The sequence below is a fragment of the Pseudoalteromonas sp. KS88 genome, assembly GCF_004766475.1.
Taxonomy (GTDB): Bacteria; Pseudomonadota; Gammaproteobacteria; order Enterobacterales; family Alteromonadaceae; genus Pseudoalteromonas.
In genome coordinates, this window is the sequence record NZ_PYHV01000025.1 from 71,906 (window position 1) to 85,368 (window position 13,463).

Consider the following 13,463-nt stretch of genomic DNA (forward strand, 5'->3'; position numbering starts at 1 on the left):
GTAGAATCGGGTATAAGATTTAAAAATCATTAAAATGTCACATAAATTTGTCATAATGAAATAAAAAAGTCATAAAGGAAAATAGAGCTATTATGTTGTTTGCTATTTTTAAACAGTTTTTTTTACTTGGCTGTATGAGTTTTGGAGGACCTGCGGCGCATTTAGGTTATTTTAAGAATCATTTTGTAGATAACTTGAAATGGTTAAATAATCAGCGTTATGCGCAATTGATCAGCCTCAGTCAAGCACTACCAGGACCTGGTTCTAGTCAAGTGGGGTTTGCAATCGGTGTTGAGCGCCATGGCTTGCTTGGCGGTATTGCTGCTTTTATTGGGTTTACGTTACCGTCTTTACTAATCATGCTGCTATTAGCCCTCAGCGCGCACCAATTTGACAGTATCTACTTTGCCATAGTGACAGGCCTTAAACTTTTTGCTGTAGTAATTGTGGCAGATGCAACTTTGAGCATGGCAAAGAGCTTTTGCACGAACTGGCTATTAAAAGCAATAGCCCTAGCAAGTACACTGCTGTTGCTATTGCAGCCTAACCTTTTTAGTCAAATTGCAGTATTAGTTATCGCTGCTACTATTGGCGCTATTTGGCCTTTGCTAAAGTTACCCAAAAATGCTGATATCCCCTCTGTAAAAACAAGTCAAATTAATTGGCTCGCGTTGGGTTTATTTTCACTGTTGTTGATAGTGAGCTTTATGCCTTTAAACGATAAAGCCGAACTGTTTGCCCCATTCTATCAAGCTGGAGCAATGGTATTTGGTGGTGGTCACGTTGTTTTGCCTATATTGCAAGCAGGGATTACCGACCTAAGCACTGAACAATTTTTAAGTGCGTATGCCAGTGCTCAGGCTGTACCTGGCCCTATGTTCACCATAGCCACTTATTTAGGAACACAGTTTTCAGGCGTCAACCCAATCACAGGAGCGTTGCTTGCAACGTTGCTTATTTTCTTACCTGGGTTATTACTGATGTTTGCGCTGCAAAAAAGCTGGTTGCAATTGGCTCAACGTCCTCGTTTTGCCAGTAGTATTGCAGCACTCAATGCCGCTGTAGTCGGTTTTTTAGCGGCGGCACTGTATTCACCTATTTGGACATCGGCGGTACATAACATGTGGCACATTGCACTTGTGCTTGCTGCTTTTGTTTGGCTTAGAATGGCTAAGCCACCAATTTGGTGGCTACTTATTGGATTTATTTTGGTTGGGCTTGGTCAGCAGTATTTGCCACTTTGATCGACGGCTTTGAATTATTCGGCTGTGTTGCAGGGCTAAATTGCCCTGTAACGCTTTGATAAGGTCGTAAGTCAAACAAAGGCAATACCGCTAACAGGTGATCCATAATTTCTGCCTGTAAGTGCTCAAACGATATCCAGCGTTTATCTTGGCTAAAGCAGTAAAACTCTATTGGTAAACCATGATTCAATGGCTGTAATTCACGCACCATAAGCGTTAAAGAAGTATTTATTTTTTCATGTTGTTTTAAGTACCCTTCAGCGTAGCGACGAAACAGCCCTAAGTTTGATACTGGATCGGGTAATGTACTTAACTTAATGTAATCATTTAACACAATGGCTTGTCCCAATATGTTAGTGAGTTCCTCATCGACAAGCCGAATGCTATTCATATCAATATTTAATGAGCGTTTAATACGACGTCCACCTGATTCCTGCATTCCGCGCCAATTTTTAAATGATCCAGCCACCAGCATATAGGTTGGAATAGTGGTAATTGTGTTATCCCAGTTACGCACTTTAACGGTGTTTAAACCCAGATCAATTACCTCACCATCGGCGCCATAATTTTCAACTTGAATCCAATCACCATAAGTCACTAAACGGTTTGCGGCGATTTGAATACTTGCTACAAAGCCTAAGATGGTGTCTTTAAAAACAAGTAAAGTAACCGCGGCGATCGCACCAAAACCTGAGAGGATATAAGTCGGTGACTTTTCGAGTATGATACTCACAATCAAGATGGCACAAATCATAAAGGTGATTAATTTAACAACTTGGATCAGCCCTTGAATAGGCACTTCACGTGCAAACTCAAGCTGATTATAAATCCCACCCGCAATACTCACTATACTACTGATAATGAAACCGATATGGATGATTAGCAGTGTTTGCCCGATGATTTTAAAAACCTCAGCTGAAAATTCACCGACAGGGTAAATGCTATCAAACGTGGCTAAAAACAAAACGCAGCATAACATGCCAGCAAAACGACGATTTAGCTTTGTCAGCATCGGCGCAAGAGCACCTATGCGCTGTGGAGACACTTTAGTCACCACAGTCTGAATGCCAGGCAACATTAATCGTCCTGTAAATAAATACACGAACAATAAAGAACACACACCGATTGCTGTGGCTGTTAACGCGCTCAGAAGTGACGCGTCAGGGACACCTTCAAACCATGGCATTATGAGTTGCTGCAAATCTGTTTGTTTAGTCACGGTATTTCTATCTCCTTATCATCCATTATTAAAGGGTCAGTACTGTATTGTGTATATACCAGTGCTAGCTCACTGTCTTTTGTCATCCATAACTGATTAATATTTTTTTGAAATTGTGCTCGAAATTCACTGTCTTGTTGATAATTACCTATTAAATTTGGACTGACAGGTGTCAGCGTAATCGTCACGGTTATTTTATTTAACTGCCCACGCAAAAAACTGCCACAAATATGATCACTTTTGGCCTTGTACACCAAGGTGGTGTTGAGTATGGCATCAAATTGCTCCCCTAACACCTCTAACGCAAAAGCGACACCACCCGCTTTAGGTTTAAGCAAGTGTTTAAATGGACTACGCTGAACCTGATGTTTCAATGCAGTAAAGCGCGTGCCTTCAACAAAATTAATAATCGTTGTTGGGTGACTACGAAAATTTCGGCAACTTCGTTTTGTTCGCTCAACATCGAGTCCCTTTAGTTTTGGGTTACGTGCTTTTTGCGCTTTTGTAACTCGCTTCATAAATGGCATTCCCATTGCCCAGGCGCCAGAACCGATAAGAGGCACGTATTTCAACTCATCTTTTAAAAAGAACTTAGGGGCAGGCAAGGCATCTATCGCACTTAATACAACGACATCAATCCAGCTGAAATGATTTGAAATTAACAAGTACCAACCATGCTTGTTTACATCCCCAACAATTGTGACATCAAGTTGCGCATAACTTAAATACAAGCCAAGCCGATTACCGCCACACCACCCTTGATAGGCAAGGTGTAATAAGTCACTCACCCATGCAAACGGCAATACGAGTTTAATAAGTCCCAGAATGAGCACTACCGTACCCCACAGCAAAGTATTGCTAAAAAGCACGGTGCATACAAACAGGCCATTTAGCCAATTCGGTATGATTTTCTTTAGCATATAAACTCGCTTTTTATAATCACTTAGATTGCTGCTCTAATTTGATAATTTGCTGTTCTTTTTCTTCCCACAATCGGTTTAACTCCGACTGAAAGCGCACTCTAAACTCATTATCAGCGGTGTAATCTCCGATCAACTCAGGGCTGACAGGCAACACTTCAACATGAACATTGATATTTTTTACACGTCCACTGGCGAAGTCGATAAAAGTAGGAATACCATCGGGGTACTGAATAGTCACGTTCACCACTTTTGATATTTGCTCTCCCATCGCCTGCATCACAAATGCTACGCCACCCGCTTTAGGTTTAAGTAAATGTGGAAATGGACTATTTTGACGTTGATGTTTTGCATCAGTGAAACGTGTCCCTTCTACAAAATTGACAATACTCACTGGCATTTCTTTAAATTTTTCACACGCTTTGCGGGTTGTTTCTAAATCTTTGCCACGCAATTTAGGGTTCTTTTTAAGTTGGCTCTTGCTGGTACGAGTCATAAATGGGAAATCCAATGCCCACCAAGCTAAACCCAGTATTGGCACATAGATTAACTCTTTCTTTAAAAAAAAGTTCAGGAATGGGATTTTGCGATTCAATAACCGTTGTAATACCAGAATATCAACCCAGCTTTGGTGATTAGCAATAATCAAATACCAATCTTTGAGCTTTAATTGTTCAAGGCCTGAGACATTTAACTCATAGGGTGTAAATAAATTCTGATTTAATGAATTACAGGTTACCCACATGCTTGCACATTTTTTTGCAGCCCAGCTCATTGTTTTTTGCAACGGCTTAATTGGCACTAATTTTATAAGACCAAAAATAAAAATTGGAATAAACCAAAGCACAGTATTTAGGGCGTAAAATAAAATACTAAAAACACAACGAATTATAGACATTACCACTCAATTCCTTTCATTAAACTTGTCTGTTGTTAATCTTCAAAATACGTATAACCAGCCAACCCAGCATTAAGCTCAGTTAAAAACTGCGCTTTTTCGGTGTCACTGACTGATAGTTTTGCAATGGTTGCGGCAAAGTTTTCGGCTAAAATTGCGCTATCATAATCAACAAACTTTAATACATCCTTAACACTATCACCCTTTATGGCATTAGTAAGTTGATAGCCTTGCTCGTTTAGCTCCACATGCACTGAATCTGTATCGCCAAATAAATTATGTAAGTCACCTAAAATCTCTTGGTAAGCGCCCACCATAAACATAGCAATATGGTATTGCTGGCCTGGCTGATACTGAGGAATAGGCAAACTCGTTTCAATGCCTGCCCCTTCGACATATTCACGAATCTGACCATCTGAATCACAGGTTATATCTTGAATAATCGCGCGTTGTGTTAATGGCTTATCCAAGTTTTCTATTGGCATCACAGGAAACAGTTGTTGAATTCCCCACACATCTGGCAGTGATTGAAACAGTGAGAAATTCACAAATAACTTATCTGCTAGCTTTTCATTTAAATCATCTAATACTTCGCGGTGAGCACGTGCATTACTTAATGACGCGCGCACGCGATGTAAAATAGTGAAATACAACTGCTCTATCTTCGCCCATTCCAACATGCTTACCAATCCGTGTACATATTGATCATGTGCTTCACTGAATAGGTGCATTGCATCGTGGTAGATTTCTAAAGCCATACGTGGAGTTAAACGCTGTAAACATTGCCACATTTCATCTAACACTAACACGCTATTTGGCTCTGGGGCGCTTGGATTAGCGTAATTAGGCGCAGTTTCAACATCAATAACATCCGTAATCAGAACGGCGTGATGTGCTGTTAGCGCACGGCCTGACTCAGTAATAATGGCGGGATGAGTAAGTGTGTGTTGTTCGCACACTTCAGCGAATGCATTCACCACATTACGCGCATACTCATCAACCGTATAATTCATAGAGCACGCACTACGAGAGCCTGACCCCTCATAATCAACACCTAAACCACCACCCACATCAACAGTGTTTAATGGCACACCTAATTGAGTAAGTTCCGCAAAATGACGCGCGCACTCGCGTAACGCTCGGTGAATGTCACGAATATTGGCAATCTGAGAACCTATATGGAAATGTACCATTTGCATCAAATGCAATTTATTGTGCTGCTTAAGTACTTCAACAGCGCTTAACACTTGCCCTGCTGTTAAGCCGAACTTACCTTTTTCTCCACCGGTATTTTGCCACTTGCCTTTGCCAACCGAATTTAAACGAATGCGGATGCCAATTGCAGGCTCAATGCCTAAATCTTCAATTTCAGCCAGCAAAGTAGTTAATTCCGATAGCTTTTCGACCACTATTTTAACTTTGTGCCCCATCGCCTGACCAATACATGCAAGGCGTAAAAACTCACTGTCTTTGTAACCATTGCAGACAATTGTAATCGGTGAGGTGGCAACGCCGAGTATTGCCATAAGCTCAGGCTTAGACCCAGCTTCAAGCCCGACTAAACCACTTGGGTGAGCCAGTAACTTGCTGACAACAGAACGTTGTTGGTTTACTTTTATTGGGTATACACAGGTATATTGACCTTGGTAATCACGTGCATCACGTGCTTTACAAAATGCACTAGTGAGTGTGTCTACTCGATTTTGTAAGATATCAGTAAACCGCACTAGCACGGGTAGTGTTAACCCTTGTTTCTTGAATTGCTCTGTTAATTCGCTTAACGAAATTGCCGTTTTAGTTTGATCGCCATCTGGATAAGCGACCAACTCGCCTTGGCTGTTTATATCAAAATAACCGTCACTCCAATGTGCAACGTTATAAGTAGCGCGTGCTGTGTCTAAACCCCAAGTCATGGCAAATCTTCTTAAGTTAACTGTTTGGCGGAATCGGTTATTTTAATACGTCATAACTTCCTACGCTAACAAAAATTAACCTTTAAGCCAAAGCGAGAAGAAAATATTCGCTATACTGATAAAATTTCATTGAGCAAACCGCCAACCACTGGCAGAATTGCCCCCTTTTTCTTACTCAACTAAAAGTGTAGCTAGCGACATGGCAAATTTAGATCAAAGCAAATGGTTTACCGAAATCAGCGAACGCGACGGCAGTGCGTTTTCTCTACGGATTAATAAAAAATTAGACGAGAAACAATCTCCTTTTCAAAAAGTGGAGATGTTCGAGACCACAGATTTTGGCAACTTAATGATTATCGATGGTTGCACAATGGTAAGCAGTCGTGAAAACTTCTTTTATCATGAAATGATCAGCCATCCGGCATTGTTAGCACACCCGAATCCTAAAAATGTCGTTATTATTGGTGGTGGTGACTGCGGCACACTTCGTGAAGTACTAAAACACACAAGTGTTGAGTCTGTAATACAAATTGATATCGACGAAGTCGTTACACAAATGTCACTTAAGTATTTTCCCGAGCTATGTGAGGCAAACCAAGACTTGCGCGCAACAGTAATGTTTGATGACGGCATAAAGTATATGCGTGAAGCTGCACCTGAGTCCATCGACGTTGTTATTGTTGATGGTACGGACCCTGTCGGCCCAGGCGAGGGATTATTTAATCATGCTTTTTACACCAGTTGTTTAAAAGCATTACGCCCTGGCGGTATCATGGTGCAACAAAGTGAATCACCACTAATGCACATGCCATTACTTGTTGAGATGCGTGATGCGATGACCGACGTTGGCTTTAACGACTTACAAACATTACCATTTCCGCAACCTATTTACCCAAGTGGGTTATGGTCGGTAACACTCGCTCGCAAAGAAGAAAAATTTGCAGGATTTAGGGAAGATGCAGCAACTGAACTTGCAAAAAGTACAGAGTATTACAACAGCGGGATTCATTATGGTGCGCTTGCAACACCAAACTTTATGAAACGCGCGTTCGATAAAAAATAAGCGGGTAACCCCGAAGTTGAATTGAATTTACATGTCGTGAAAAAGGGGCTTTGTAGCCCCTTTTTACTGTAATAGATTTATTTTTATACCTTAAAGCGTTTCACTAAATTACTTAACTCATCCGTTAACTGGTTCACCCTAAGTGCGACATCTTCAGTTGACCGGGCAAGCTCTCCCCCCTGAAGTGTTTGATCATTAAGCGATGATAAGTTATGACTAATCTCCTGTGCGACAGTTGTTTGCTCATCAGTTGCATGTGCCGTTTGCATCGCCATTTCATTAACTTTAATAGAAGAGCTTTGCATCGCATTGAGTACATCGTTAGTTTGGCTAAATGACGCTACGGCATCCTCTGCAAGCCCTTTGCCACTGTTAATTGCCGTTAAAGACTGATCTACACTGTTAGCAAACTGCTCAACCATATTTTGAATATCATTGGTGCTTTCTTGAGTGCGCGTTGCCAACGTTCTGACTTCATCAGCCACCACAGCAAACCCACGCCCTTGCTCCCCAGCTCGGGCCGCTTCAATTGCAGCGTTAAGCGCGAGCAGATTAGTTTGCTCTGCAATCGCACGTATTACCTCTAATACCTTAGCTATGTTGTCAGAGCTTTGCTGTAACTCAGTTGATTTATTACTAGCGTGTTCCATGTTTTCAGACAACGCGATAATTTTATTACTAGAGCTAGCTACTGCACTGAGCCCATCTTTTGCCAAAGACTGAGAGTTATCAGCTTCTTTAGATGATTCTTGAGCTACACTTGCAACCTCACGACTGGCAACACTCATTTGATGGACTGCACTGACAATAGATTCTGATGCTTGGTTGAGTTTTTGGTTAACATCACTATTTTGGTTTGCAAACTGACTTAACTCTCCACCTAAGCCGTTTAATTCATTCGCTTGCATTAAAACGTCGCGGATAAGCTGCTGCAAGTTATCTAGAAAGTGATTAAATGCGGTTGCAAGCTCTGAAAACTCATCTTGGCTCTTAATTGTTATACGCCCAGTTAAATCCCCATCACCCGATGCTATTTCATTAATTCTATTAGTGACATAATTTATTTGCTTAGTCAGCTGACGAGGTATTTGATAACTAAACCACCCTGCAATTATTAAAATGAATGCAGACATTAGCAGCAACAACCACTTGGTACTGTTAATTTTGTCAATAAGCTTTTGCTTTTCTATTATAGATACAGATTCAGCCTGCTCTCCTGCTTTATCTAAAATATCACGTAAGGCATCGAACTCACGATCAGCCGCCAGTTCTTGGGCTGAACTTTGAGGAGCATTTATATAGGCCTCGGAGGCAGATAGCCAACGAGAAAACGCCATATCAAAACGGCTAAAATTAGCCGTAATCTCTGGGTAAATAGACAAGTAATTTAAGTACTGACTGAATCGTTCAGCCACCTGCTGCGCATTTTCACTGTGGTTTTTCAGCTCTCCTGCGTCACCTTTTTTATTTGTAACTAAGTTGAGCTCTGATACTTTTGCTTGGTAAAGATCTCTGTCAGCATTTAACACAACCGAAATCGCTTTTAAGAAGCGCTCTGACTGGTTATCAAGCACGACCTTTTGCATGTTTATTAAGTATGTGTAACCGACAATAAGAACAACAATAGCTATACCTAAAAGCAAAATAGGTAAAGAGCTTTTGAAACGAATGCTGTGTAACTTCATTTATCACCTCAACATACTCACGACATTAAAGTATAAAGGTAGTTGATAAACATAATATTGCCTAAAATCAAAATCGCCACTGCGTATTTAATGCAATTTGCTGCTGGGAAATGTGTGATGATATCCCCATTGACTGGCGATTATCAGCTTGGCTTCGTAACGCTGAGCCCTCTACGCCAAGTTGCCATTGGGAGTTTAGTTGGTAACGCCAAGTAGCTGTGATGCCCTCCCCATGACTCGCATTCGGGTCAAACGCCCAATCATCTTTATCGGTCACTTTAAAATAGTCATAACGTATAGATAACCGATGTTGAGCCATTTTATGACTTAATAAAACAAAGTGGCTGTAAAAGCGATTATCTACTCCACGCCTAGACCCCATTGCAGTACTGCCTGACATCGCTTGTGCAATTAATCGCGTATTAGCGGTAAACTTGTAAAGCCACGCAGCACTTGAAAAGCGCGTATCCCATGCGTATTGCCCTGTGCTGTAATTAATTGCACTGGGATCGCCATTATTATCGTAATAATAGAACCTAAACTGAGACTGTTTGAGGTAGTCCCAATGGATGCCAGCATAATAGCCATAACGCCCGTCCACTTCCTCAAACGGTAAAACCTGATTAGCCTGAAACTGAAGCTGCGGTGTGTTTAACGAAGTAACAGGCGCAAAGGCAATGCTCTCGTTAAATGTGGTTTGTCGATCGTGCATTGCAAAGCCCCGCCAAGCCAATAAAGTACCAGCAGGATCATTACCTTTAAATGTTGCAGCAATAAACGAAAAGCTATGCGCACTATTAAATCTGCGTCCGGGGCGCTTTATTGTAGCCTCCACACCCAAAGTGCGAAGCTCTTCACCCACCCAAGAGTTGATAGCCGAGTTAGTGTAATTATAGGGAGATAGCCACCCTATTTGAGGATTTTCAAGTGATAATAACGGGTAAAAACCGCCAACCCGAACGTGCCATTTATAGTTACTCTGGGTAAGCGGTTTATATTGTAAGTACGCTTGTGTGAAACCCAATGTTGGCTCAGGATCTTGATAAGCATTTATAACCCCATGCGCAGACCATGCAGAGCTTAAATCAGTTCGAAAATCTAGCAACCCTTGTGAAAGCACTAAACCATCAGTGTTATGATCAAATCGATATAAACCAACGCCACGCTCCTGCCAGCTCGCTTGCGAATCGCCCTTTACTGCACTTACTTGCACCAATCCTTTGACTTGTGCATTTACATTAAAAGCAACAACCACACCAAACAGAGTAATTGCACGCAAAATGTGATTAGTAATCATCATATTCATCCACACCTATTGCAACTCGTGGTATCAAAGCTTGCTTGAGTTGATAGCGTACCTCAGCACTGTTAATGGCCATAGCTTGCGATTCTGTTGAGCTAATATCACTAAACCCTTCATGCCATGTATTGATGGTGTAATCACCCTGTGGAATATCTAATGTTAACTGCCCTTGTTGATCCGTAATACCATAGTATGGACTGTCAACGACAACAATATAACCTAGCATCCAATCGTGTATGTTACACCCAAGCTCAACCACACCAGTTTGGTCGAAAATGATTGGATCTTGAGGTTGCTCGCGATAAAGCTTAAGTTCAAACGACTTACTTTTAGAAAACGAATACACATGATGCATAATCGAGTCAGCGTTTGGAAAATCAACTTTGCCATTTTGCTCTACAACTAATATATGTGGAGTGAATTGTCGGTCTTTTTGCTCCATCACAAACGTTGTTTCAGGCTTAGGGGGTTCTGCAATGGGGGTTGTAGGTTGTAACCACACAACAACATTGGGTTGTACTTGTTTGTTTTGGTTACTAACAATAAGAGTGACTGCTTGACTATTGAAAGCCAACAACAATGCAAAAGTAATTAAAAGCTTCATCTTGAGATAATATTATTATTTGATTTATTTTATTATAGGCATATTTAAGTCGTATTTTCAGATATTTTAATTATCACTTAATAAACGACAGCCGACTGAATACGTATGCAACCACCTCGTCAAACTTCGCTTGGTCATTTATTCTAACTGCGCACCCATCAAATCAGTTGGACACACAATGCGATTATCTCTACTACTACTAGTGTTAATTTCCAGCAGCAGCTTTGCCAAGCAAGCTATTGTTGAATCCCCTAATAAGAAAATAAAAATAACCATTTCAGATCAAAGCTCTGCACCTCACTATTCAATTAGCTTTAATAATAAAAATGTAATTGAAAACTCATCACTAGGGTTTGAGTTTAAGCAGCAAGCTGCATTTGGTGAAGGCTTCACAATCACCAACATTACAACTAATCTGGTCCAGAGCAAATGGCAGCAACCATGGGGAGAACGCCAAACGGTTGTTGATCATCATAATGAAGTAGCAGTCACTTTTAGTAAGTCATCCCCGCTTGGTGGGACATACACTGTACGTTTTAGAGCGTTTGATAGTGGCGTAGGGTTTCGCTATGAAGTACCGAAACAAGAGGGCTTTGAAGATATAGAAATAACCAAAGAGCTGACCGAATTTGCAATAACCGCCGCAGATAAAGCGACAGCTTGGTGGATCCCCGCACGCGGCTGGAATCGCTACGAATATGTTTACAACACAACACCTTTGCAAGACGCGGCATTAGCACATACACCATTTACATTTAAAAATGCTAACGGCGTGCACGTTAGTATTCATGAAGCAGCATTGGTCGATTATGCAGCCATGGTACTGAACCAGCGCCGACCTGGTACATTGCAAGCAGATTTAACACCTTGGTCAGATGGCATTGCCGTTAAAAAGCAAGGGGCGTTCACTACTCCTTGGCGTACAATTCAGATAGGTGAGAAGGCCATTGATTTAATCAACTCTGACATTATCTTAAACCTAAACGAGCCGAATAAATTAGGGGATGTTTCTTGGGTGAAACCAGGTAAGTACGTTGGCATTTGGTGGGGCATGCATATAAACGAAACCACATGGGGCAGTGGTGAAAAGCACGGAGCCACTACGCAAAACACCAAATATTACATGGACTTTGCAGCCCAATATGGCTTTGACGGAGTACTCGTTGAAGGCTGGAATCTAGGCTGGGACGGAGATTGGTTCTTTAACGGCGATGTATTTAGCTTCACTCAACCATACGATGATTTTGATATAGCCGAGCTGACGCGTTATGGTCAACAAAAAGGTGTGCAACTTATTGGCCACCATGAAACCTCTGGTAATGTGACAAACTACCGTAACCAAATGGAAGATGCTTACGCATTATATGAAAAATCAAACGTTAGCCAAATAAAGACCGGTTACGTTGCTGATGGCGGTAACATCAAGCGTATTGATGAAAATGGCATTGTTCGAAAAGAATGGCATGACGGCCAATTTATGGTCAACGAATACCTACACAGTATAAAACTGGCTGCTAAACACAAACTTAGCATTAATACTCACGAGCCAATTAAAGACACCGGCCTGCGCCGCACTTACCCTAACTGGATTGCCCGTGAAGGTGCTCGAGGCCAAGAATTTAATGCATGGGGCACACCACCTAATCCACCAGAGCATATTCCGATGCTTGCCTTCACTCGGATGTTAGCGGGCCCAATGGATTTTACCCCGGGCATATTTGATATGGGATTTAATGGTTTAGGCGCAGATACTAACCGCCCGCAAACGACCCTAGCTAAGCAACTGGCTTTGTATGTGGTGATGTATAGCCCAATTCAGATGGCCGCAGATTTACCGCGTAATTATTTAGCCAAACCAGATGCATTTCAGTTCATTCAAGACGTACCCACTGATTGGCAGCAAAGTATCGCATTAGCAGGTGAAGTTGGCGACTACGTGGTGTTTGCCCGTAAAGAACGCAAACGTGATAATTACTCAGGAAATGATTGGTATTTAGGCGCTGTAACGGATGAGCATGCACGTACGATTGATATCAAACTCGATTTTTTAGAGCCGGGTAAAGTATTTGAAGCGCAAATCTACAGAGATGGCGATAAAGCAGAGTGGAAAAATACTCCTTACGATATCAAGATAGAACAACGAATTGTAACAGCCAAAGATACGTTATCGCTTAAGTTAGCGACGAGTGGTGGCACTGCAATTAGGTTTAAAGCTATTTAAAATCAGAGCTACGTTTAAGGCGCAGTTAACATCGCGCCTTAAACACTTGTACTGAATCTTATTTAACCTGAACTCTGGTTAAAACTAATGTATTGATATTAGATCACAAATATATTTATTAGTCTCCAGCCGGAAACGTTTAGCGATAACAAGGCGAATTTACGCGTCAACAGCTGGCCTATTGCAAGTAAATTCAACGCAGTTAGCGGTGAAAGTAGCCGCTGGAGATAGATTTATTATCCAGAGTTCAGGTTATTTACTTACTCCATGACGGAGTCACTCACTTAGGTGATAGCCTTGGCGTATTGTTTACCTAAGTAAGACCACATAAACACCCAAACCACCTATCGGAAACAAAATAAGCAAGAGCGGTTGTCCCGTCCTGAAATAGGT

Annotated in this window: 10 protein-coding genes; 3 read left to right on the plus strand and 7 right to left on the minus strand. The window is 41.4% G+C overall.

Annotated elements, in window-relative coordinates:
• Nucleotides 1–92: 92 nt before the first annotated feature.
• Nucleotides 93–1,244, plus strand: a complete 1,152-nt coding sequence (gene chrA, locus C7Y70_RS16600; RefSeq protein ID WP_135475940.1) for a chromate efflux transporter — start codon at nucleotides 93–95, stop codon at nucleotides 1,242–1,244.
• On the opposite strand, the gene C7Y70_RS16605 is transcribed toward chrA, so the two are convergent.
• Genes C7Y70_RS16605 through speA form a run of 4 tightly spaced genes read right to left on the minus strand, consistent with a single transcriptional unit; the run spans nucleotide 1,204 to nucleotide 6,194 of the window.
• Complete coding sequence (locus C7Y70_RS16605; protein WP_135475956.1) at nucleotides 1,204–2,430, minus strand: mechanosensitive ion channel family protein; 1,227 nt, start codon at nucleotides 2,428–2,430, stop codon at nucleotides 1,204–1,206. The two genes, chrA and C7Y70_RS16605, sit on opposite strands and share 41 nt — an antisense overlap.
• A gap of 29 nt (nucleotides 2,431–2,459) precedes the next feature.
• Nucleotides 2,460–3,383: an acetyltransferase gene (locus C7Y70_RS16610; RefSeq protein ID WP_135475942.1), complete on the minus strand. Its 924-nt coding sequence runs from the start codon at nucleotides 3,381–3,383 to the stop codon at nucleotides 2,460–2,462.
• Between the two features lie 19 nt (nucleotides 3,384–3,402).
• Nucleotides 3,403–4,281: an acyltransferase gene (locus tag C7Y70_RS16615; RefSeq protein ID WP_099295582.1), complete on the minus strand. Its 879-nt coding sequence runs from the start codon at nucleotides 4,279–4,281 to the stop codon at nucleotides 3,403–3,405.
• Between the two features lie 35 nt (nucleotides 4,282–4,316).
• Nucleotides 4,317–6,194, minus strand: coding sequence for a biosynthetic arginine decarboxylase (speA, locus tag C7Y70_RS16620; RefSeq protein WP_099295581.1), 1,878 nt, complete (start codon nucleotides 6,192–6,194; stop codon nucleotides 4,317–4,319).
• A 199-nt stretch (nucleotides 6,195–6,393) separates the two neighbouring features.
• Here speA and speE point away from each other — a divergent pair, with 199 nt between their 5' ends.
• On the plus strand, nucleotides 6,394–7,257 hold the full coding sequence (speE, locus tag C7Y70_RS16625; RefSeq protein WP_099295580.1) for a polyamine aminopropyltransferase: 864 nt from the start codon (nucleotides 6,394–6,396) through the stop codon (nucleotides 7,255–7,257).
• A gap of 83 nt (nucleotides 7,258–7,340) precedes the next feature.
• Here the strand turns inward: speE and C7Y70_RS16630 are convergent, their stop codons facing one another.
• The 3 genes from C7Y70_RS16630 to C7Y70_RS16640 all read right to left on the minus strand — a co-directional run bounded on the left by C7Y70_RS16630 (nucleotide 7,341) and on the right by C7Y70_RS16640 (nucleotide 10,849).
• A complete protein-coding gene (locus C7Y70_RS16630; RefSeq protein ID WP_135475944.1) occupies nucleotides 7,341–8,942 on the minus strand; it encodes a methyl-accepting chemotaxis protein in 1,602 nt (533 codons plus the stop codon).
• A gap of 67 nt (nucleotides 8,943–9,009) precedes the next feature.
• Nucleotides 9,010–10,239 carry a hypothetical protein gene (locus C7Y70_RS16635; RefSeq protein WP_135475958.1) on the minus strand — a complete coding sequence of 410 codons (1,230 nt, stop codon included), beginning with the start codon at nucleotides 10,237–10,239 and terminating at the stop codon, nucleotides 9,010–9,012.
• Entirely contained in the window at nucleotides 10,229–10,849 is a 621-nt protein-coding gene (locus C7Y70_RS16640) for a methylamine utilization protein (protein ID WP_099295578.1), read from the minus strand. Before C7Y70_RS16640 ends, C7Y70_RS16635 begins: the two co-directional genes overlap by 11 nt.
• Nucleotides 10,850–11,027: 178 nt before the next feature.
• Between C7Y70_RS16640 and C7Y70_RS16645 the strand changes: the two genes are divergently transcribed.
• The gene (locus C7Y70_RS16645; RefSeq protein ID WP_135475946.1) at nucleotides 11,028–13,070 is read left to right on the plus strand and encodes a glycoside hydrolase family 97 protein; all 2,043 of its coding nucleotides are present in this window, start codon (nucleotides 11,028–11,030) and stop codon (nucleotides 13,068–13,070) included.
• The last annotated feature ends 393 nt before the right edge of the window (nucleotides 13,071–13,463 follow it).